The sequence below is a fragment of the Arthrobacter crystallopoietes BAB-32 genome (assembly GCF_000328305.2).
In the GTDB taxonomy this organism is placed as follows: domain Bacteria; phylum Actinomycetota; class Actinomycetes; order Actinomycetales; family Micrococcaceae; genus Crystallibacter; species Crystallibacter crystallopoietes_A.
In genome coordinates this window covers 1-21,011 of the sequence record NZ_ANPE02000064.1, presented here as the reverse complement: position 1 = coordinate 21,011, position 21,011 = coordinate 1, and the positions used below count along the sequence as shown (strand labels likewise).

Sequence of the window (21,011 nt, the reverse complement as noted above, 5' to 3'; positions counted from 1 at the left end):
GGTCAGCTGACAGCTGGCTCCCGCGGGGCTTCGGCGCCGGCCGGATATGGCGCTTTGTGTAATTCCGCCCGGTCAGGTGGCTGCCGGCGGGGCATACACTAGAACGATGGAGCAAAGCGCCGTCCCGGGGAGGCGGCCAACGTCAGGAAGGCTAGCACTTGGCTGAAAATGGCAGGGCGTCAGACCGGACGCCGGGCACCGTCGCGAAACCCGGCCCGGGTCCCGTAGCCGTGCCCAAGCCGCCCATGGATGCGCCGCCCGCTGCCCAAGAATCCGCCTCGCGCCCACCTCTTCCAGGCCGGCGGGAGCGGACCATGTCCCGGCTCGCCCGCTTGACCGGACGCAGTTCTGCCGGGTATTCGCCGATCCTCGAGCCTTTGCTGCGCACTGTCCGCGCCAACAATCCACGCGAAGACTTCGACCTGATCCACCGGGCCTTTGTGATTGCCGAGCGCAGCCACCGCGGCCAGAAGCGCAAGAGCGGGGACCCCTACATCACCCACCCTGTCGCGGTGGCTACGATCCTGGCCGAGCTGGGCATGACCGGAACAACGCTTGCCGCGGCCCTACTGCACGACACGGTCGAAGACACCGAGTACACACTGGACCAGTTGCGCAGCGAGTTCGGGCCCGAAGTGGCCATGCTCGTGGACGGAGTCACCAAGCTGGACAAGGTCCAGTTCGGGGATGCGGCCCAATCGGAAACCGTACGCAAGATGGTCGTGGCCATGGCCAAGGACATCCGCGTGCTGGTGATCAAGCTGGCCGACCGCCTGCACAATGCACGGACCTGGCGCTTCGTTTCCCCGGAGTCTTCGGCGAAGAAAGCGCGCGAAACGCTGGAAATCTTCGCGCCGCTGGCCCATCGGCTCGGCATGAACACGATTAAGTGGGAGCTCGAGGACCTCTCCTTCGCTGCCCTGCATCCGAAGGTGTACGAAGAGATCGTCCGCATGGTCGGGGACCGAACCCCGGAACGGGAAAAATACCTGACCATGCTGCGCACCAAGATCGGCGACGACTTGCGCGCGGTCAAGATCAAGGCGACGATCACCGGCCGGCCGAAGCATTACTACTCGATCTACCAGAAGATGATCGTCCGTGGTAAGGATTTCGACGACATCCACGACCTGATGGGCATCCGGGTGCTCGTGGAGAGCGTCCGGGATTGCTACGCTGCGCTGGGCGCTCTGCATTCGCGCTGGAATCCGCTGCCCGGCCGATTCAAAGACTACATCGCGATGCCCAAGTTCAACATGTACCAGTCGCTGCACACGACGGTCATCGGCCCCGGCGGCAAGCCGGTGGAGATCCAGATCCGGACCTACGAAATGCACCGCCGGGCGGAGTACGGCGTGGCGGCCCACTGGAAGTACAAGGATGCGGCCAAGTCAGGCACCGCGGCGGACAGCGGGGACATGGGCTGGCTGCGCAGCCTGGTCGACTGGCAGCAGGAAACGTCGGATCCGGCCGAGTTCCTGGATTCGCTGCGGTTCGAGATCAACGCCCGCGAGGTCTTCGTGTTCACCCCTAAGGGCGAGGTGATGGCGCTTCCGGCGGGCTCCACTCCGGTGGACTTTGCCTATGCGGTGCATACCGAGGTGGGCCACCGCACCATCGGCGCGCGCGTCAACGGCAAGCTGGTTCCGCTGAACAGCGAGCTCAACCACGGCGACTGGGTGGAAATCTTCACATCGAAGGCCGAGGGGGCCGGACCGAGCCAGGACTGGCAGGGGTTCGTCAAGAGCCCGCGTGCGCGCAACAAGATCCGTCAGTGGTTCACCAAGGAACGCCGCGAAGAGGCGATCGAAAAGGGCAAGGACCTGCTCACGCGCGCCATGCGCAAGCAGAACCTGCCGCTGCAGAAGATGATGACCCACGATGCGCTCCTGGCCGTGGCTCAGGAGATGCATCACCAGGACATTTCGGCGCTGTATGCCGCGGTTGGGGACGGCCACAGTTCAGCGCAGAACGTCATCGAGCACCTCGTCGCATTGCTGGGCGGCCAGGAAGCCGCGGAGGAAATCGAGTCTCCGATTTCGACCGCGCCCAAGCGCCCGAAGACCTCGGACTCCGGTGTGACCGTGGTCGGTGTCGGCGACGTCTGGGTGAAACTCGCCAGGTGCTGCACGCCGGTGCCGCCGGACCCGATCATCGGTTTCGTCACCCGTGGCTCCGGCGTTTCGGTGCACCGCTCCGACTGCCGCAACGTCGACGACCTGCGGGACCAGCCCGGGCGCATCGTCGAAGTGGAGTGGACACCGACCAAGTCCAGTGTCTTCCTGGTGGAAATCCAGGTCGAGGCCTTGGATCGCAAGAGTTTGCTGTCGGACGTCACGAGGGTCCTGGCCGAGAACCACGTCAACATCCTCTCGGCGACCGTGCATACCTCCAGTGACCGGCTGGCGCTCTCACGCTTCTCCTTCGAGATGGGCGACCCGAAATACCTCAGCCATGTCCTGAGCGCGGTGCGCCGGATCGACGGCGTGTTCGACGTCTACCGCACCACGGATTCACGCCGCCGGCTCTAGGCCTCGCCGGCACGTGCCGCCAGGGCAGCGGCAATCCGTTCCAGCGCCCTCGCTTTGCCGGGCAACCGATCCCGTGACTGCAGCGCCTGCCGGACGTAGCCGAGCGGGCATTTCAGCGCCGGTGCCGACGACAGCGCGAGCAACGCTGGTACGGCGTCCTCTTCCGGGGCGTGGACGGCGATGTCCAGGGCGGTCCGCAGCGGCGACGTCACGGCGACTCCTGCCATGCTGACCGTGTCCGAAGGACCCAGCATGACCTCGTGGATGTGAATGGCCCGGCAGCGGCCCTGTGACGTCGCGCGGTAGCGGTGGTCCAGCAGGACGGCGATCTTCTCCGCTGGCTCCGCGCAGCCGTACACCCACGCGGCTGTCATCCTGCCCAAGGCGACTTTGTGGCGGAACCCCTCAGGCACCAAGGCAGCGGCCGCCAGTGCCCGATGAGCCGGGGTAACCGTGTCCATGGCCCCGACGTAGCCGCCTTCCAGCACGTTGACCAGGAGCCCGTCGAGTTCCATGGCCCGCAGTTCGTTGCCGCTGAACGGCCGGCCAGGCAGCAACAGCCCACCGGCTGCGGCACTGGCCGCCCCGAGGACCGGGGGAGGGGCGGGCGATGGACCGGAAAAGGACATGGGACCAGCCTGCCAAATGCGGCCGGAATGGATCAGGGGGCGGAACCGATGTGTGGACATCGGGTTCCGCCCCCTGGCCATGTGTAGGTCCGGTGGATCAGGAGAAGTCCTGGGCCGACTTCTGGAGAGTATCCAGCCACTGGCGGCGGGCTTCGAGAGCCTCCCGGGCTTCCCCGATCTTCCGCTGGTCGCCGGCCTGCTCCGCCTTGGCCAGGTCTTCCTCCAAGCCGGCGATTGCGGTCTCCAGCTGGCTCAAGGCGCTGTTGGTACGCGCCTTGGTTTCCGGGTTGCTGCGCTTCCACTGTTCGTCTTCAGCGGCCTTGAGCGCGTCCTCGACCTTCCGGAGGCCGCCCTCGATGCGGTGCATGTCGCCGCGCGGCACCTTGCCGATCTCCTCCCAGCGGTCGCGAATCGACTGGAGGGCCTTCCGTGCCGCCCCCAGGTCCTCGATCGGCAGCAGGGCCTGTGCTTCGGCGACAAGGACTTCCTTCGCCGCGAGGTTGCCCTCGTATTCCTTATCGATGGCCTGGTTGGCTTCCTGCCGGGCGGCGAAGAACCTGTCCTGCGCAGCGCGGAACCGGGCCCACAAGGCGTCGTCGTCCTTGCGGCTGGCGCGCTTCGACGCCTTCCACTGGTCCATCAGGCGGCGGTACTCGCCCGCGGTCGCGCCCCAGTCGGTCGAATCGGCCAGGGCTTCGGCCCGGGCGATCAGCTCTTCCTTGGCGGCCTTTGCCGCGGCGTTGTCGCTGTCCAGCTGGCTGAAGTATGCGCGGCGGTGCCGGTCGAATACGGTGCGGGCGGAACGGAAGCGCTTCCACAGTGCGTCCTCGGTTGACCGGCCCAGCCGCACGCCGTTCTTCTGCGCTGCCTTCCAGTTCTCGAAGAGTTCGTTCATCCGCGCACTGCTGGTTTTCCACTGCACCGAAGCAGGGTCCTTGGCCGCAATCGCTTCGGCTTCCGCGACGATGGCTTCGCGGGCAGCCAGCTCGGCGGCGCGCTGGGCCTCATGGGCCTCCTTCTCCGCGCGCTGCAGTCCGGCAATCGCCTCGCCCAGGCCGGCCAAACGGGCTTCCAGGGCCGGGACGTCTCCGACCATATGCCGCTCGGCGACCTGGGCCTTCAGATGCTCCAGGGTCTTGTGCATGTCAGCGGACGGGGCCTTGGCCTCCACGCGCTGCTCCAGCAGCGCGGCCTGCGCCGCAACGTCGTCGTACTTCCGCGCGAAGTACGCCAGCGCTTCCTCGGCCGAAGCATCCGGGTACTGGCCCACCGGGTGTTCCTCGCCGTCGAGAAGGAGGAATACGTGGCCGTCGTCGGCTACACGGCCCCATTTGGCCGCTTCAGCCAACGGAGTCGAGTGGACCGCGGGAGCCGGAGCCGGGGCAGCTGGTGCCGGCGAGCCAGGCGAGGCAGGCTTGGCGGCCAGGGCGGACGGCGTGGGCCGGGGCATCATCGAGGGCTTGATGCTGCCCGGAGTCGGGCGAGCGGGGGTTTCGGCCTCAGGGGTCTGGACCGTTTCGTCGGATTTCTGACTGTCTGTCACCGCTAAAACTCTTTCATTGGTTCGGTGGTGGCTAACCGTGGCACACCAGGTATTTCTCAGGTCAATCCAGGTTAAGTGTGTCGATCGTTACGGATATATTAGGCGCTCCGTCCTGACTGCCGGCTTCCGTGACACCACCTTCTGCGATCCGCCGGACGACATTGAGCCCTTGGGTTACCTTACCCATAATGGTGTAGCCGCCGGTATCCTGCGGAATGGTGCTGTCTTTGTAGGCAATGAAGAACTGCGTGCCGTTGCTGAAGGTGCTCTGTCCGCGTGCGACGGCGATAGTTCCGGCCGGGTACAAGCCATCCTCCGGCGTGTTCTCGACGGGGCCCCATTGGTACTCGGGATCTCCGCCGCCCTTGCCGTCGGCGGATCCGCACTGCAGCACGCCCATGCTCGGCGCCGTTGTCAGCCGATGGCAGTTCTTGCCTTCGAAGTACCCGTCGTCCGCGAGCGACTTGAAGACCGAAACGGCCTGCGGCGCTGCGTTTCCGTCCAGCTCGATGGCTATGTCGCCCTGGTTGGTGGACAACGTGCCGGAGAGCACCTGGCCGGCGGCGAGGTCGGGGGAGGGAATGTGGGCCGCGTTGGTGGCCTGCGGCGATGCGGAGGTGCCCGGCTCCGGGATGGTTTCCTCCAGGCCGCTGCGCAGCTGCGCGACTTCCTCCGGGGTGGGATTGGTGCTGAAGACCGTCAGCTGGACCAGGACGCCGGCCACAACGGCAACTGCGATGGCCGCGGCGCCGATGACGTTGTCCCGCTTGCGCCGCTGGAGCTGGTCGCTGCGCAGCGCGCGCTTGGCTTCCATCTGCGCGATCCTGCGCTTCATCTCACGGTTCGGGCCTTTGGCAGCCAACGTTGTCCTCCTTCTGCCGGCAACCGGGCCTACCCCTGGTTCGGGCACCGGTGCCGTAAAATGGTCCGGCAGCCAGTTTAGGCATTCACCCGGGACATTTCGCCGACCAAAGGCGCGTCGGCTGCCTCCCATGAGCATCAGGAGATATCCACGCATGGCACGCAAGGCCTCCCTGTCAGGTTTTCCGGAATGGCTTCCGCAGGAGAGGCTCGTGGAGCTGCACGTGCTGGACAGCCTGCGCCGCACCTTCGAGCTGCACGGGTTTTCCTCGATCGAGACCCGTGCCGTGGAAACCATCGGCCAACTGCTGCGCAAGGGCGAGATCGACAAGGAGGTCTACGGCCTGCACCGGCTGCAGGCCGATGAGGATCCGGGTGCACCGGACCAGGACAAGCTGGCGCTGCACTTCGACCTGACTGTTCCCTTCGCGCGGTATGTGGTGGAGAACGCCGGGCACCTGGCGTTCCCGTTCCGCCGCTACCAGATCCAGAAGGTGTGGCGCGGCGAGCGTCCGCAGGAAGGCCGCGCCCGGGAGTTCACGCAGGCGGATATCGACGTCGTGGGCGACGGCGAACTTCCCTTCCGGTACGACGTCGAACTGGCCCTGGTCATCGTTGAGGCCTTGGCCGCCCTGCCGATTCCCGAATTCCGGCTGCGCGTGAACAACCGCAAGCTCGCCGAAGGGTTCTACCGCGGCATCGGGCTGGACGATACGGCGGGCGTGCTGCGCAGCATCGACAAGCTGGAGAAAATCGGCCCCGAGAAGGTGTCGGCGCTGCTGCAGGAAGAGCTCGGGGCTACCCTCGAGCAGGCCGAGGCCGCGCTGAAGCTCGCTTCCATCCGTACCGAGGACACGTCGTTCGTCGAGCAGGTCCGGGCCCTCGGCGTGAGCAACGAGCTGCTGGACACCGGCCTGGACGAGCTGGAGCAGGTGATCGCCGAAGCGTCCCGCCGCGCTCCGGGCCGGGTGCTGGCGGACCTGAGCATCGCCCGCGGCCTCGACTACTACACCGGCACGGTCTACGAAACCGTCCTGGTGGGCCATGAGCAGCTCGGCTCCATCTGCTCGGGCGGCCGCTACGACGCGCTGGCCTCCAAGGGCAACCGGAAGTTCCCCGGAGTCGGCCTGTCCATCGGCGTCACCCGCCTCGTCACACGCATCCTCAGCCAGGAGTTCGCGGCGGCCTCGCGCCAGGTACCGACGGCGGTACTGGTCACGTTGGCCAACGATGACAGCTGGTCCCAGGCCCAGGACGTCGCGGAACAGCTGCGCCTCCGCGGCATCAGCGTGGAGGTCGCGGCCAAGGCGGAGAAGTTCGGCAAGCAGATCAAGTACGCCGACCGCCGCGGCATCCCGTTTGTCTGGTTCACCACGGACAACGGCGACGGCACACTGCTCCACGAGGTGAAGGACATCCGCTCCGGCGACCAGGTAGCGGCGGATCCGGAACTCTGGTCGCCTCCGGCCGAGGACCTGCAGCCTCAGGTCACCGCCGTCGGCCGGCAGGACTGAACAAGGCGGGCCGCCTCACCGGCCCGCCTTCGTCTTTTGCTGTCGCTGTTTTCCGTGACGCCCGTCGACTGTTCAGCTAATGCCCCTTTTCCACCCGAGGAAGGGCATCAGCTGAACACTCGACCAGGGTGGGGCAGGGGGAGGGCAGCTTGGGGAGCTAGGTCCCGGCTCAGGCGTGGTTCCGGGTGCGCCCGCCGGGCTTGAGCACGGCGCGGCCGATCAGGCCGACGGCCAGCACCGCGGCCATGGTCAGCACCGAGGCCAGCGGCAGCGTGAACGCCAGCAGCAGGCAGCCGGCCAGCCCGATGACGTTCAGGGCCTTCGGCGCGAACCACGGCCGGTCCTTCAGGGTCAGTGCCGAAGCATTGGTCACCGCGTAGTAGATCAGCACGCCGAAGCTGGAGAACCCGACCACGGCCAGCACATCCTGGGTCAGCAGCAGGAAAATCACGACGGCGGCCACCACCAGGTCCGCGAGGTACGGCACCTTGAACCGCTGCCAGACCGTCGCGAGGCCGCGCGGCAGGTCGCCCTCGCGCGCCATGGCGAACATCGTGCGGCTCACGCCGGCGATCAGCGCGAGCAGCGCGCCGAGGCAGCCGAGCGTGGCAGCCAGCGTCACGGCCCCGGTTCCCACGCCGCCGCCCACGGCCTCGCCCACGGCCAGCAGCGGAGCCGGGGTCGCGGCGAGCAGGCCCGCGCCCATGAAGTCCAGCAGGGCGAGGCCCAGCACCGCGTACAGCACCAGCGTGAAGGCCAGCGCCCCGAGGATCGCCCGCGGGATCAGCTTCGCCGGCTCGCGGACCTCCTCGCCCATGGTCGCGATCCGCGCGTAGCCGGCGAATGCGAAGAAGAAAAGACCCGCCGCCTGGAGGACACCGTAGGCACTCGTCTCGACTGCCGCCGTCGTACCTCCGATTTGCGGCGCGTCAAAGGCGACGATGATGAGAAAGACCAGGATCGCCACCACGATCGAGACGAACCAGCGGGTCATCCACGCGGTGCGGGTGATGCCCATCAGGTTGATCCCGGTCAAAAGCACGACGGCGGCCACTGCGGCTGCGGTGGCATAGTCCGGGAAGGCGTACAGGCCGAACGCCAGGGCCATCGCCGCGCAGGAGGACGTCTTGCCGGTGATGTAGCCCCAGCCGGCGAGGAAGCCCGGCCATTCGCCCAGCTGCCGGCGGCCGTAGATGTAGGTGCCGCCGCTCGTGGGATGCACCGCCGCGAGCTGCGCCGAGGCCATCGCATTGCAGTACGCGACGATGGCGGCAGCGGCCAGCGACAGCAGCAGCCAGTTGCCCGCCACGGCGGCGGCCGGCGAAAAGACCACGAAGACGCCGGCTCCCACCATGGAGCCCACCCCAACTGTGGTGGCGTCGAAGCCGCCCAGTCTGCGTTCCAATGCCGATTCACTGCTCACAGGATCCATCCGCCCATCACTTGCCGGGGAAAATGGCAGCCGGTGCTGCCCAGGTTAGAGCCGCGCGCTGTCGGGACAGCAGGCCGATCAACGGTAAACTCGTTCACGACTCATCTCGAGAACTACTCTAATCACTTGCCGCCGGGACCGGGTTTTCCGCAGCCGGCGCCGGAAGTGAGGCAACTGAAAGGAATGCTGTGCTGCGCACACACGACCTCGGCTCGCTGAGGGCCGAGCACATCGGACAGACCGTCACCCTCGCAGGCTGGGTGGCCCGGCGGCGCGATCACGGCGGCGTGGCATTCCTGGACCTGCGTGACGCTTCGGGCGTGGCCCAAGTCGTGGTCCGCGAAGAGGACGTCTTCCACTCCCTGCGCAACGAGTACGTGCTGCAGATCAAGGGGTCGGTGGAGAAGCGTCCGGAGGGCAACGAAAACCCGGCACTCGCCACCGGTGAGGTCGAAGTGATCGCCGAGGACGTCGTCGTACTCAGCATCTCCGATCCGCTGCCGTTCCAGATCGACGAGCACGTGGAGGTGGGCGAGGAAGCGCGCCTGAAGCACCGCTACCTGGACCTGCGCCGTCCCGGCCCCGCCGCCGCGCTGCGCCTGCGCTCCGAGGCCAACCGCGTGGCCCGCGAGCTGCTGCACCGGGACGGCTTCGTGGAGATCGAGACCCCGACGCTGACCCGCTCCACCCCGGAGGGCGCCCGCGACTTCCTGGTGCCGGCCCGGCTGGCGCCCGGCTCCTGGTACGCGCTGCCGCAGTCCCCGCAGCTGTTCAAGCAGTTGCTGCAGGTGGGCGGCTTCGAGAAGTACTACCAGATTGCCCGCTGCTACCGGGACGAGGACTTCCGCGCCGACCGCCAGCCGGAATTCACGCAGCTGGACATCGAAGCCAGCTTCGTGGAGCAGGACGACATCATCTCCCTGGGTGAGCGGATCGTGAAGGCGCTCTGGCAGCTGATCGGCGTCGAGATCCCCACGCCGATCCGCCGCATGACCTACGCGGAGGCGATGGACAAGTACGGCACGGACAAGCCGGACCTGCGCTTCGGCCTCGAGCTGACCGAGCTGACCGACTTCTTCAAGGACACCACCTTCCGCGTCTTCCAGGCGCCGTACGTGGGCGCCGTGGTGATGCCCGGCGGCGCCTCGCAGGCCCGCCGTACGCTGGATGCCTGGCAGGAATGGGCCAAGCAGCGCGGCGCGAAGGGCCTGGCCTACGTGCTGGTGCAGGAGTCCGGCGAACTGACCGGGCCGGTGGCCAAGAACCTCACCGACTACGAGCGGGAGAACCTTGCCGGCACGGTCGGCGCGAAGCCGGGCGACTGCATCTTCTTCGCCGCCGGCGACCGGTCCTCCGCCCGGGCCCTGCTGGGCGCCGCGCGCGTGGAGATCGGCCACCGCACCGGCCTCATCAACGACGGCGACTGGGCGTTTGTCTGGGTCGTGGACGCACCGCTGTTCGAGCCGGCGATGAACGCTACCGCCTCCGGCGACGTTGCCCTGGGCTACTCCGCCTGGACCGCTGTGCACCACGCCTTCACCTCGCCCAAGCCCGAGTTCATGGACACGTTCGACCAGGACCCGGAGAACGCCCTCGCCTACGCGTACGACATCGTCTGCAACGGCAACGAGATCGGCGGCGGCTCCATCCGTATCCACCAGCGGGACGTGCAGGAGCGTGTGTTCAAGGTGATGGGCATCGACCACCAGGAGGCCGAGGAGAAGTTCGGCTTCCTGCTGGAGGGCTTCAAGTACGGCGCGCCCCCGCACGGCGGCATCGCCTTCGGCTGGGACCGCGTGGTCGCGCTGCTGGCCGGCGAGGACTCCATCCGCGAAGTCATCGCGTTCCCGAAGACGGGCGGCGGCTTTGATCCGCTGACGGCGGCGCCCGCGCCGATCACCCAGCAGCAGCGGAAGGAAGCCGGCGTGGATGCCAAGCCGCAGTCGAAGGAACCCAAGCCGGCCGAGGCCGCGGTCGCGAAGTAAGGCAGCGCGAAGCAGCCCCGTCTGCAGGAGTGCGAAGGGAGGCAAGCCGGGGTGCTTGCCTCCCTTTCCCGTCCCTGGCACCCGGCCTGCTCGTTCCCACTAGCTGCCGCGGCCAGCGGCGGTCCCAGGGAGCGCGCGGGAACGTACTAGCCTTGGGATGTGAGTGATTTGTTCAGTGCCGCTGCGGGCGATGAGGATGAGTACGACGGCGGTACCGAGGACTTTGGGGGCAAAGGTGCCGGATCCGGCCGTCCCCGCAGCCCGCTGGCGGTCCGGATGCGGCCGCGCAGCCTGGACGAGATAGTCGGCCAGCAGCACCTGCTGCAGCCCGGCTCGCCGCTGCGGCTCCTGGCTGCCGGCGGCGGTGCCACCGGCCCTGCAGGTCCGTCGTCGGTCATGCTGTGGGGACCGCCCGGGACCGGCAAGACCACGCTGGCGCATGTGATCGCCCGCGGGCCGGGCCGGAAGTTCGTGGAGCTCTCGGCGATCACCGCGGGCGTGAAGGACGTCCGCCGCGTCATGGACGAGGCGCTGACCGCCCGCGATCTGCATGGGACCACCACGGTCCTGTTCCTGGACGAGATCCACCGCTTCAACAAGGCCCAGCAGGACGCCCTACTGCCCGGCGTGGAGAACCGCTGGGTCGTGCTCGTGGCGGCGACCACCGAGAACCCGTCCTTCTCGGTGGTCTCGCCGCTGCTCTCGCGCTCCCTGCTGCTGACCCTGAAGCCGCTGACAGCCGAGGACATCGAACAGCTGCTGCTGCGCGCCGTCGAGGACGAACGTGGCCTGGCGAGGACCGTCGAACTGGCGCCGGAGGCGCTGGAGCATCTGGTCCGGCTGGCGGCCGGGGATGCGCGCCGCGGGTTGACTGCGCTGGAAGCCGCGGCCGGCGTGGCCTGGAGCGAAGCCGGTGACGATGACGAACGGGCCGGCCCCGTGATCGTGGAGCTGGGCCACGCCGAGCAAGCTGTCGACCGGGCGGCGCTGCGGTACGACCGCGCCGGGGACCAGCACTACGACGTCGCGAGCGCCTTCATCAAGTCGATGCGCGGCTCGGACGTGGACGCAGCCCTGCACTACCTCGCCCGGATGCTGGAGGCGGGGGAGGACCCGCGGTTCGTGGCCCGCCGGATCGTGATCTCGGCTGCCGAAGACGTCGGCATGGCTGACCCAACCGCACTGCAGACCGCCGTCGCCGCAGCCCAGGCAGTGCAGCTGATCGGCATGCCCGAGGGGCGGATCGTGCTGGCAGAAGCCGTGGTGCACATCGCCACCGCGCCGAAGTCCAACGCCGCCTACAACGGCATCAACGCCGCCACCGCCGATGTCCGGGCCGGCCGCGGGCAGGGCATTCCCGCGCACCTGCGGGACGCCCACTATCCCGGTGCCAAGCAGTTGGGACACGGGAAGGGCTACGTTTATTCGCATGACGAGCCGCACGCCATCGCCCGGCAGCAGTATCCGCCGGACGACCTGGTCGGCCGTGACTATTACGAGCCGACGGCGAACGGTGCCGAGCGCGAAATCAGCGCCCGGGTGGAGCGGCTGCGGAAGATCATCCGCGGAAAGTAATCCGCCGCCGGAGCCTGTTGCATTGGCACCTTGTCGGCACGGCTCCGGCGGGCCGCCGCTCAGCCGCGGCGTGGCTTCGCGAAGTCCTCGGTATCAAGACTGATCGTGAACGGCCCCGAGTTGACCAGCTCGACCTCCATCATGGCACCGAAGATGCCGGTCTCGACCCGGGCTCCCAGCTCCCTCAAGCTGTCGACCAGACTCTCGATGAGGGGCTCGCTCACCTCACCCGGCGCGGCAGCAGACCAGGATGGCCGGCGGCCGCGCCGGGTGTCCGCGTACAGCGTGAATTGGCTGACGACCAGCAGGGGAGCGGCAACGTCGGAGCACGATTTTTCGCCCTCGAGGATGCGCAGGTTCCAAATCTTCTGCGCGAGCAACGCCGCTTCGACCTCGCCGTCGGTATGGGTCGCCCCGGCGAGCACGAGGAGGCCGGGCTCGTCGATGGCTCCTACGGTTCTTCCTTCGACCGTGACGCTGGCGCGGCTGACCCGCTGCAGTATGGCTCGCATCCGTCCAGCCTAATGCCACACCAGAGCGCTCACGCGTAACCGAAATGTGCAAGCTATAGAGGTGGGCCTCCTGAGTGGTGTCAGTTTTGGCTGTTCCCCCGCAGCGGTCCCTTTGCCTTTGCGATCCGCATCCTTCACGGGTTCGGGAGCGGATCAGGTCGGTTTCGAACTCCGCGATCATTGCCAGGACATTGAAGAGCAGTTTTTCCATCGGGTCGCTGGGGTCATGGATCGAGCCCCCGATGTTCAGCTTGACTTCGCGCCGTGCCAGATCATCTGCGATCTCGTGCGCGTCTCGAACGGAACGCGCTAAACGGTGCCTTTACGGACTTGCATCCTTGCCTTGGAACGACTGCCGGGCCATGCGGGAGTTATCGCCGTCGGCTGCTGATATACCGACCGCAACTGTTTCTGACTGGGTGACCTGAAGATCAGCTTTGCTGTGATTTTTGGTGATGAGTAGCGGTCTTTTCGCAGCGTTACGTGGCACCATGCTGGTTTGTGAGTGCTCGCGACCGCCTGTAGAACGTTGCGCGAGACATGCCGAGATCGCGGGCGACCTGGGCCGCGGGCTCGCCGCCTTCGACCAACCGGACGGCGCTTCGAATCTGACTCTCCGTGACCCTGCGGGGCCGGCCGCCAAGGTCCTTGCCGGCTTCCCTTCGCTTGTTGATCGAATCCATGACGCGTTCGCGTTTGATCTCATGTTCCATCTGCGCAAGGGCGGCCATGATCGTGAACAACATGGACCCCATGGGTGTCGCCGTGTCGACGTCGCCTCCGCCGAGGTTCAGGACCCGGAGGCCCGCGCCTCGGCTGCGGAGTTCGTCGGCGAGGGCGAGCATGTTCTGGGTGGATCGCCCGAGCTATCCAGAGTTGTAATGACGAGGGTGTCGCCCTCGATTAGCGCGTCGAGTGCTCGATCGAACTGTGGCCGCGAAGCTCGTGCCCCAGAGACACCATGGTCGATGTAGAGGTCATCGCGTCGGACGCCGGCGGCCAATAGGTCGGCCTGCTGCCGGTCAGTGGACTGCAGCCGGGTCGAAACACGTGCGTAACCAATTAGTTTCGGCAAGGGTTCCTCCGATGTGTCTCATAACCAATGGTTGATTTGCCAGTCTAACCAGGAGGTTTCGAGACGTAGTTACGAGAATCTCAGGGCATACATAATTATCCGGAAATAGGACCGCATTGGTCGTCGGCGCTGTGTAGCCGGTGAGGAGTTTCATATTCCAAGGGAATTGGCACACACCGGTTATGAGACACACAACGGTAGCGACCTTCCCCATTAATGGGACCGTCGCAGAATATATGAACACTCCGCTCTGAGCTTTTTTAAAAGCGGTCGGGTTGGATGTGAGAAGCGGCGGAGGTTGTCCTGCCTTGCGCCGTCAGGTTATTTTCGGACTGTAGGAGCTCTTCATGAAGCGTTTTCCCCGACTTGAGGCATTTCTGGTGCTTACTGTGGCCATTTCCGGATGCGCTGACACCTCAGCCGACCAGCCTGGGAATGCAAATATCGCCACTGGCCCCGGTGGCGAAATGCTTCTCGTCAATCCCGAGAGTGCCGGCGAGAACTATGCGATGGAAGCCGCGTTCGAGGGCAGCTTGATCCTGAACGAAGAGAACTGCATCATCGGCAAGACCGCCGAAGGGCAGGAAATGGCACTCGTGTTCCCCTCGGGCACAAGGTTTGCCGCCAGCGACCCGCTGAGTATTGAAGTGGAAGGGCAATCGATCGAGGTCGGGAAACCCATGCCGGTCACGCTGGGCGGAGGCGTGATCTCACAAGGCCAACTCGAAAAGCTCCTGGAAGGGGCACCTCAACAATGCCGCCACGAGGAGACGTTCTACGTTCAGACCATCTCCTCGCCCCAACCGGAGAATCGGACGTGATTCGGTGAGAAATCCCTTACGGACAGCCGCTCTCTGCCCTCGACACGATGTGTTTCATAACCTAGTGACTCGAAACGCTAGGCTTACAAGACATCGAAGCCGCCAAACGCAGCTGTGAAAGCCACCCCGTTGGCTTCGTGCAATGGCATATCTCTGGGTTTTTGAAAGGCCGCCCGCATAGCCTGCCGGCATGAGGGACTGGGTGCGCCAGCATCCCAAGCTGGCTATCGCTTTGTTCGTGCTGGCCGAGGGGTTGCTGCTGACCGCCGTCTATGTCGCCTTTGGCGGGCCCTTGCTTGACGCGGTCTTTCAGGCAGCCGTCAATGCCGTGATGTCCGGCGTCATTCTGTTCTTCATCGTGGCGGGAATGCGCAAGACAGCGGCCCGCTTAGAGGCGAACGGCCAGATCCTCGCCTACGTTCGTTACCCCGACGCACGTCCTGGGTCTCTGAGCAGTATTTGGAACATGGGTATCGCGACGCCTCATGCCGAATGGATCGAGTCTCAGCCGGCTGTGTATGAGTCGTTGGTGCCTTCCGGGCGTCCCACGAAGATTTGCGTGTTGGAGGTCTTCCCGGAGCGTCGGCTGATTCGAGGCAGCGAACGCAATTACATTGCGGGCCTGGGAAACCAGGCGATGACGATAAGAACGGAGCAGGGCAGGGTAGAAATTGCAGCTAGTCCGAAGGCGTTAGACGAACTCGTTGACGCTTTCACTAGGGGGCCCGGCTCCTGAAAGCTCCGATAGGTGTTGTGGGGACCATGCAAGGAATGGAACATTGAGCGGAATCGACGAACTGATGGCGGAGTCCAACGAACGTTGGACTAAAGCAGCCAAGAGAGCCCAGGGGTTGGCGGACCATGGACTGGGTACCGCCGTAAAGCTCTACTACACGCGTTTCTGGCTAGCGGGCGTGATCGTGCTGGTCGCGGTTGGTTCCGTGCTGACGGCTCTGGCATTTGGGGACTCTTATGGCGACTGGCCGTCGTACCTGCCGTTCGGCTTCATGCTCGCCGGGCTGGGCACCATGATCGGAGGCCTGATCTTCATCTCCAAGAAGGTCGTCCCGGCAGCCGAATATGGAAACGTCGACGTGACCCTCTCGCTAACGAGCGACGAACGAAAGCATGTCCGCCGGCAGGTGGCAGGAAAGGCGGCTGTCGTTCCCGAGCACCTCACGGTCACCCGCGGGGCCGCTGTGCAAATGCGAAAGGCGCTTGCAACGCAGCTGCTGATAATGCCTTTTTACCCCTTGATCTTCATTCCCCAAGCCATCAACAGCGCTGGACGGAATGATCCATTCGGCTGGGGCTACCTAGGCATGGTAGTCCTCCTCGTGATCGCAGCCCTATTCCTGATACGAGATTTCCGCCGCACGGGTCATTTCCTGAAATGCACCGCTAATCGGTCTTCAGGAGTGCGATAGCCGATCCCTCAACGCGACTCCCAACAGCCACGAAATTTTGGGCGCCGATCCCGCACCGCTCCGAGGCCGGGCATTCAGCGTCTGGTCTCGTACCTGGTTAAGAGCACGCCGTCGGGAAAAGTGCGGGTCTCCAGCAGGTTCAGGTTTACCCAGTTGTCCAAGGCCGTGAAGAACGGCGTACCGCCGCCCACCAGGACAGGGTGAGTGACGATCGTGTACTCGTCTATCAGCCCGGCCCGCATGGCCGCAGCGGCGAGGGTTGCGCCGCCGATGTCCATGGGGCCACCATCCTCAGTCTTGAGCCGGGCGATTTCGGTGACGGCGTCGCCGGAGACCAGGCGGGCGTTCCAGTGGACAGCGCTGGTCGTCGAGGAGAACACAACCTTCGGCATGTTCCGCCAGCGGCGGGCGAACTCGATCTGCGCTGGTGTGGCGCCAGGCTGCTGGTCGGCGGTTGGCCAGTGGGAGCTCATCGTCTCCCACAGTTTGCGCCCGTACAGAGCCAGTCCAGTCGCCTCCACCCGGTCGGACCACCACTGGAACAGCTCGTCGCTTGGCACACTCCACCCGAGGTCGTTACCGGGCGCGGCGATGTAGCCGTCCAGGCTCATGTTCATGCTAAAGGCCAGTTTCCGCATGGCGTCAGCCTTCCGTGAATCGGTACTCGGTGTCCAGAACAGCACGGGCACGTAAATCATCGGTCCGGGCAAGGGCCTGTCTCGGTGGAGTGCCCATTTAGGTCGGAACAGGTAGCCAAGCGTCGTTGCCGTGATCCAACAGGCCGTGCCCCGGCGATGGTCCGTGCGAAGCGTCCGGCCGGTTGATGCTAGGATTGTTGGCTGACTGGCAAGCCGTTTGTGCGCCGTCGATCCCCGAATGAATTTTCGTATGGGTGTGACGTGCGCTGTGGGCGGTTGTAGCTGAAGGCAGCGGTTGACCAACGCTCTCCAACCATGGAGGCCAGCACATCACCTCACCGCATGAATTGGAAGGACATCGTGGCTAACAACACACGAGCCCGCCGCAAGGTCCGCATCTCGCGGTCCCTGGGTATTGCCCTGACCCCCAAGGCCGAAAAGTACATGGAGCGCCGTCCGTACGGTCCCGGCCAGCACGGCCGTGCCCGCCGCAAGCAGGACAGCGACTACGCCGTCCGCCTGCGCGAGAAGCAGCGTCTGCGCGCCCAGTACGGTATCCGCGAAGCACAGATGACCCGTGTCTTCGAGGAGGCCCGCAACACCGCCGGTCTGACCGGTGAGAACCTGATCGAGCTGCTGGAAATGCGTCTTGACGCCCTGGTCCTGCGTGCCGGCTTCGCCCGCACCATCGCCCAGGCCCGCCAGCTGGTTGTGCACCGCCACATCATGGTTGACGGCAAGCGCGTGGACCGCCCGTCCTTCCGCGTTTCCGAAGGCCAGCTCGTCCACGTTCACGAGCGTTCCGAGAAGATGCCGCCGTTCCAGGTTGCAGCTGCCGGTGCCCACCGCGACGTCCTGCCGACCGTTCCGGCTTACCTGGATGTCCAGCTGGAGAAGCTGCAGGCCCGCCTGGTGCGCCGCCCGAAGCGCTCCGAGGTTCCGGTCACCTGCGAAGAGCAGCTGGTCGTCGAATACTACGCACGCTGATTCGGTTCCGGCAGCCGGCCTTTAGCTGACGCGAAGCCGCCGCCGGACCACCGGATTCCGCAGCAGCGGAACACCTCAATGAACAGCCCGTGGCAAGCGCCGCGGGCTGTTCAGTAGGTAAGGTAAATATCGGGTGCGGATGCACCAGGACGCAAGCACCGACGTCGCAAGCCGAATCCACGCCGGGAACGGCAGGAAAGGCCGCGCGCAAAACTGCAAAAGGAGATCCATGTCAGGTGGAGATATTGCCGGTCTGATTGCCGCAGGCGTATTCGCGGTGCTGGTGGCACTGCTGGCTGTCCCGATCTGGAAGCTGGGCAAAGTCTTCGACGAGCTCCGCACGAGCATCCGCTCCATCAGCGACGGAACCACTCCGTTGATCGATGAAGTGACGACGACGGTCAACACCACCAACCAGCAGCTGCAGAAGGTGGATGGCATCTCGTCCAATGTCTCCGACGCGACCGCCAATGTTTCGGCGCTGTCCTCGCTGGTGGCCGCCACCATCGGATCCCCGCTGATCAAGGTCGCCGCGTTCTCCTACGGCGTGCGCACTGCATTCTCTGCCCGATCCAAGACCACCGGCCGCGGCCGGCGCAGCCGCTGACGGCTGAGGGAGGAACCAATTCATGAAGCGGTTTATCTGGATGGGCGCCGGCATCGCGATCGGTGTCCTGGCCATGCGTAAGTTCCAGACCACCAAGCAGGCACTCGGCCCGGAAAGCCTCAACCGCGCCGTCGCCGGCGTGGCCGACAGCATTGCGGAATTCGCCCATGCGCTGCGGGAGGGCATGACGGAAAGGGAAGCGGACCTGCGTGCCGCCCTCGGCATCGATTCCGCAGACGACGTCAAGACCCGCTAGATTTTTTTCGGCGCTGTTTTCCATGCGCCGCGTTTGTACCACCGGAAGGGTAATTAGGCACCATGAAGTCCCATGAGATCGTCCGCCGCTGGCTCGACTTCTTCGAGAAGAACGGACACACCGTGGTGCCGTCGGCGTCGCTGGTCTCTCCCGACCCGTCGCTGCTCTTCACGGTCGCCGGCATGGTGCCGTTCATCCCGTACCTGACGGCCCGCGAAACCCCGCCGTACAACCGGGCCACGAGCGTCCAGAAGTGCATTCGGACCGCCGACATCGAAGAGGTCGGCAAGACCGTCCGGCACGGCACGTTCTTCCAGATGTGCGGCAACTTCTCCTTCGGCGACTACTTCAAGGAAAAGGCCATCCCGATGGCCTGGGAACTGCTGACCACCCCGGTGGAACAGGGCGGCTACGGCCTGCCGGCGGACCGTCTGTGGATCACGGTCTACGAAGAGGACGACGAAGCCCTGGCCATCTGGCGGGACCAGGTGGGCGTTCCGGCCGAGCGCATCCAGAAGTCCGGGAAGAAGGACAACTACTGGTCCACCGGGCAGCCCGGCCCGGCCGGACCCTGCTCCGAGATCTTCTACGACCGCGGGCCGGAATACGGCATCGAGGGCGGCCCGATCGCCGACGAGACCCGCTACATCGAGATCTGGAACCTGGTTTTCATGCAGTTCCAGCGCGGCGAAGGCATCGGCAAGGAGGATTTCGAGATCCTCGGCGAACTGCCGAAGAAGAACATCGACACCGGCCTGGGCATGGAACGTCTCGCCATGATCCTCCAGGGCGTGGAGAACATGTACGAAACGGACCAGGTGCGTCCGGTGCTGGACAAGGCAGCGGAGCTGTCCGGCAAGGAGTACACCAGCGCCGAGTCCGACGACGATCCCCACCACGCGGACGATGTGCGCCTCCGCGTCGTGGCGGACCATGTCCGCTCCGCCCTGATGCTGATTTCCGACGGCGTGACGCCGTCCAACGAGGGCCGCGGCTATGTGCTGCGCCGCCTGATCCGCCGCGCCGTGCGGGCGATGCGCCTGCTGGGCGTCGAACAGGCCTGCCTGCCCGAGCTGCTGCCGGTCTCCCGGGACGCCATGAAGGGCACGTACCCCGTCGTCGAATCCGACTTCGAGCGGATCAGCCGCATCGCCTACGCCGAAGAGAAGGCCTTCCTGCGCACCATCGCCTCGGGCACCGCCCGGCTGGAGGATGCGGTCAAGGAGTCGAAGGCTGCGGGCAAGCCGCTCTCCGGCGAGGACGCCTTCACCCTGCACGACACCTACGGTTTCCCCATCGACCTCACCCTGGAGATGGCTGAAGAGGCCGGCCTGCAGGTGGACGAGGCGGGCTTCCGGTCGCTGATGGCCGAACAGCGCCAGCGGGCGCAGGCCGATGCCCGGGGCAAGAAGGCCGGCCATGCGGATGTGCGGGTCTTCCGCGACATGCTGGCTGCCGGCGAGACGGTCTTCACCGGCTATGACGAGCTGTCCACCGAATCCACTGTCCGCGGGATCGTCCGCGACGGCGCCACCGTTGGCTATGCCGGCCAGGGCGAGGAAATCGAGCTGGTCCTGAACGAAACGCCGTTCTACGCCGAGGCCGGCGGCCAGGCCGCGGACGTTGGGCTCATCACCGGTGACGGGTTCGTGGTTGAGGTCCTGGACGTCCAGCGTCCGGTCAAGGGGCTCAGCGTGCACAAGGCCGTGGTCCGCGAGGGCGAATTGCCCGCCGACGCCAAGGTGCTGGCCGCCGTCGACGAGCAGCGCCGCCAGGCGGGGGAGCAGGCCCACACCGGCACGCACATCGTCCACGCCGCCCTGCACCAGATCCTGGGCCCGGAGGCGCTGCAGCGCGGTTCCTTCAACAAGGCCGGCTACCTGCGCTTCGACTTCGCCTGGGGCGAGGGCATCAGCGCGGCAGCCAAGTCCGAAATCGAGGAAGTCTCCAACCTGGCGATCCGGAACAACTTCGGCGTCCAGACCAGGATCATGCCGCTGGCCGAGGCCAAGGCGCTGGGCGCCACCGCCCTGTTCGGCGAGGCCTACGGCGACACGGTCCGGGTCGTGGAGATCGACGGCGCCTGGTCGCGTGAGCTGTGCGGCGGCACGCATGTGGACAGCACCTCCGAGATCGGCAGCCTGACGCTGCTGGGCGAACAGTCCGTCGGGTCGGGCAACCGCCGCGTGGAGGCGTTTGTCGGCATGGAGGCCTTCCGCCACCTGGCGGCCGAGCGCGCGCTGGTCACCGAGCTGTCCGAGATGCTCAAGGTGCCCGGTGCACAGCTGCCTGAGCGCATTGCAGCGACCCTGGCGAAGCTGAAGGCCGCTGAAAAGGAGCTGGACAAGCTGCGCAAGGAACAGCTGGCGGCTTCGGCCGCGAAGCTGGTGGACAAGGCCCAGGACGTTGCCGGCATCCGCCTGCTGGCGCACAACGCCGGAACCATCGGTGGCGCAGACGACCTGCGGTCGCTGGCGCTGGACCTGCGCTCCCGGCTGGGAAGCGAAGCTGCCGCGGTGGCAGTCACCGCCGTCGCAAACGGCCGCCCGCTGGTGCTGGTCGCCACGAACGAGGCCGCCCGCGAGGCCGGGGTCAAGGCCGGCGCACTGGTCAAGACC

General features: G+C 65.8%; 17 protein-coding genes and 2 pseudogenes. 11 read left to right on the top strand and 8 right to left on the bottom strand.

The annotated features are described in order from the left end of the window. The first annotated feature begins 314 nt into the window (after nucleotides 1–314). Nucleotides 315–2,531, top strand: a complete 2,217-nt coding sequence (locus D477_RS02685) for a RelA/SpoT family protein (protein ID WP_005267032.1) — start codon at nucleotides 315–317, stop codon at nucleotides 2,529–2,531. On the opposite strand, the gene D477_RS02680 is transcribed toward D477_RS02685, so the two are convergent. The 3 genes from D477_RS02680 to D477_RS02670 all read right to left on the bottom strand — a co-directional run bounded on the left by D477_RS02680 (nucleotide 2,528) and on the right by D477_RS02670 (nucleotide 5,565). After that, nucleotides 2,528–3,160, bottom strand: a complete 633-nt coding sequence (locus D477_RS02680; RefSeq protein ID WP_043845333.1) for a type IV toxin-antitoxin system AbiEi family antitoxin — start codon at nucleotides 3,158–3,160, stop codon at nucleotides 2,528–2,530. The genes D477_RS02685 and D477_RS02680 overlap by 4 nt on opposite strands. A 97-nt stretch (nucleotides 3,161–3,257) precedes the next feature. Then, nucleotides 3,258–4,703 (bottom strand): DUF349 domain-containing protein, encoded by a 1,446-nt coding sequence (locus D477_RS02675; RefSeq protein ID WP_005267029.1) that lies wholly within the window; start codon nucleotides 4,701–4,703, stop codon nucleotides 3,258–3,260. A 61-nt stretch (nucleotides 4,704–4,764) separates the two neighbouring features. Continuing rightward, entirely contained in the window at nucleotides 4,765–5,565 is an 801-nt protein-coding gene (locus D477_RS02670; RefSeq protein ID WP_005267027.1) for a peptidylprolyl isomerase, read from the bottom strand. A 154-nt stretch (nucleotides 5,566–5,719) separates the two neighbouring features. Between D477_RS02670 and hisS the strand changes: the two genes are divergently transcribed. Then, nucleotides 5,720–7,078, top strand: a complete 1,359-nt coding sequence (gene hisS, locus D477_RS02665; RefSeq protein ID WP_005267025.1) for a histidine--tRNA ligase — start codon at nucleotides 5,720–5,722, stop codon at nucleotides 7,076–7,078. 169 nt (nucleotides 7,079–7,247) lie between these two features. Here the strand turns inward: hisS and D477_RS02660 are convergent, their stop codons facing one another. Then, nucleotides 7,248–8,510, bottom strand: a complete 1,263-nt coding sequence (locus D477_RS02660; RefSeq protein ID WP_043845328.1) for an APC family permease — start codon at nucleotides 8,508–8,510, stop codon at nucleotides 7,248–7,250. Between the two features lie 188 nt (nucleotides 8,511–8,698). Here D477_RS02660 and aspS point away from each other — a divergent pair, with 188 nt between their 5' ends. Together aspS and D477_RS02650 are read left to right on the top strand one after the other, a co-directional pair. Beyond that, nucleotides 8,699–10,495 (top strand): aspartate--tRNA ligase, encoded by a 1,797-nt coding sequence (gene aspS / locus D477_RS02655; RefSeq protein WP_005267021.1) that lies wholly within the window; start codon nucleotides 8,699–8,701, stop codon nucleotides 10,493–10,495. 159 nt (nucleotides 10,496–10,654) lie between these two features. Continuing rightward, nucleotides 10,655–12,070, top strand: coding sequence for a replication-associated recombination protein A (locus tag D477_RS02650; RefSeq protein WP_043845327.1), 1,416 nt, complete (start codon nucleotides 10,655–10,657; stop codon nucleotides 12,068–12,070). A 59-nt stretch (nucleotides 12,071–12,129) separates the two neighbouring features. Here D477_RS02650 and dtd read toward each other — a convergent pair whose 3' ends face one another. The 3 genes and pseudogenes from dtd to D477_RS02640 form a co-directional block, all read right to left on the bottom strand. After that, on the bottom strand, nucleotides 12,130–12,582 hold the full coding sequence (gene dtd / locus D477_RS02645; protein ID WP_005267017.1) for a D-aminoacyl-tRNA deacylase: 453 nt from the start codon (nucleotides 12,580–12,582) through the stop codon (nucleotides 12,130–12,132). Nucleotides 12,583–12,700: 118 nt separating this feature from the next. After that, nucleotides 12,701–12,889: pseudogene (locus D477_RS21610) on the bottom strand (recombinase family protein); the annotation flags it as partial. Between the two features lie 172 nt (nucleotides 12,890–13,061). After that, nucleotides 13,062–13,657: pseudogene (locus tag D477_RS02640) on the bottom strand (recombinase family protein). 347 nt (nucleotides 13,658–14,004) lie between these two features. Between D477_RS02640 and D477_RS02635 the strand changes: the two are divergent. From D477_RS02635 to D477_RS02625, 3 genes are all read left to right on the top strand, one after another. Continuing rightward, nucleotides 14,005–14,478 carry a hypothetical protein gene (locus D477_RS02635; RefSeq protein ID WP_005267013.1) on the top strand — a complete coding sequence of 158 codons (474 nt, stop codon included), beginning with the start codon at nucleotides 14,005–14,007 and terminating at the stop codon, nucleotides 14,476–14,478. Nucleotides 14,479–14,668: 190 nt separating this feature from the next. After that, nucleotides 14,669–15,214 (top strand): hypothetical protein, encoded by a 546-nt coding sequence (locus D477_RS02630; protein ID WP_005267011.1) that lies wholly within the window; start codon nucleotides 14,669–14,671, stop codon nucleotides 15,212–15,214. Between the two features lie 43 nt (nucleotides 15,215–15,257). Further along, nucleotides 15,258–15,905 (top strand): hypothetical protein, encoded by a 648-nt coding sequence (locus D477_RS02625; RefSeq protein ID WP_005267006.1) that lies wholly within the window; start codon nucleotides 15,258–15,260, stop codon nucleotides 15,903–15,905. A 74-nt stretch (nucleotides 15,906–15,979) separates the two neighbouring features. Here D477_RS02625 and D477_RS02620 read toward each other — a convergent pair whose 3' ends face one another. Beyond that, nucleotides 15,980–16,543, bottom strand: coding sequence for a dihydrofolate reductase family protein (locus D477_RS02620; protein WP_005267004.1), 564 nt, complete (start codon nucleotides 16,541–16,543; stop codon nucleotides 15,980–15,982). Between the two features lie 360 nt (nucleotides 16,544–16,903). Between D477_RS02620 and rpsD the strand changes: the two genes are divergently transcribed. From rpsD to alaS, 4 genes are all read left to right on the top strand, one after another. Continuing rightward, entirely contained in the window at nucleotides 16,904–17,530 is a 627-nt protein-coding gene (rpsD, locus tag D477_RS02615; RefSeq protein ID WP_005267002.1) for a 30S ribosomal protein S4, read from the top strand. 229 nt (nucleotides 17,531–17,759) lie between these two features. Continuing rightward, nucleotides 17,760–18,137: a DUF948 domain-containing protein gene (locus D477_RS02610; protein ID WP_005266999.1), complete on the top strand. Its 378-nt coding sequence runs from the start codon at nucleotides 17,760–17,762 to the stop codon at nucleotides 18,135–18,137. A 22-nt stretch (nucleotides 18,138–18,159) separates the two neighbouring features. Next, nucleotides 18,160–18,393, top strand: coding sequence for a hypothetical protein (locus tag D477_RS02605; RefSeq protein WP_005266997.1), 234 nt, complete (start codon nucleotides 18,160–18,162; stop codon nucleotides 18,391–18,393). 62 nt (nucleotides 18,394–18,455) lie between these two features. Beyond that, the coding region (alaS, locus tag D477_RS02600) for an alanine--tRNA ligase (protein WP_005266996.1) at nucleotides 18,456–21,011 on the top strand (2,556 nt) is incomplete at its 3' end.

Coding starts and splice junctions, on each gene's coding strand:
- D477_RS02605 (WP_005266997.1), top strand. CDS start 18,160: ATGAAGCGGTTTATCTGGATGGGCGCCGGCATCGCGATCGGTGTCCTG.
- D477_RS02610 (WP_005266999.1), top strand. CDS start 17,760: ATGTCAGGTGGAGATATTGCCGGTCTGATTGCCGCAGGCGTATTCGCG.
- D477_RS02680 (WP_043845333.1), bottom strand. CDS start 3,160: ATGTCCTTTTCCGGTCCATCGCCCGCCCCTCCCCCGGTCCTCGGGGCG.
- hisS (WP_005267025.1), top strand. CDS start 5,720: ATGGCACGCAAGGCCTCCCTGTCAGGTTTTCCGGAATGGCTTCCGCAG.
- D477_RS02635 (WP_005267013.1), top strand. CDS start 14,005: ATGAAGCGTTTTCCCCGACTTGAGGCATTTCTGGTGCTTACTGTGGCC.
- dtd (WP_005267017.1), bottom strand. CDS start 12,582: ATGCGAGCCATACTGCAGCGGGTCAGCCGCGCCAGCGTCACGGTCGAA.
- D477_RS02630 (WP_005267011.1), top strand. CDS start 14,669: ATGAGGGACTGGGTGCGCCAGCATCCCAAGCTGGCTATCGCTTTGTTC.
- D477_RS02620 (WP_005267004.1), bottom strand. CDS start 16,543: ATGCGGAAACTGGCCTTTAGCATGAACATGAGCCTGGACGGCTACATC.
- D477_RS02685 (WP_005267032.1), top strand. CDS start 315: ATGTCCCGGCTCGCCCGCTTGACCGGACGCAGTTCTGCCGGGTATTCG.
- D477_RS02660 (WP_043845328.1), bottom strand. CDS start 8,510: ATGGATCCTGTGAGCAGTGAATCGGCATTGGAACGCAGACTGGGCGGC.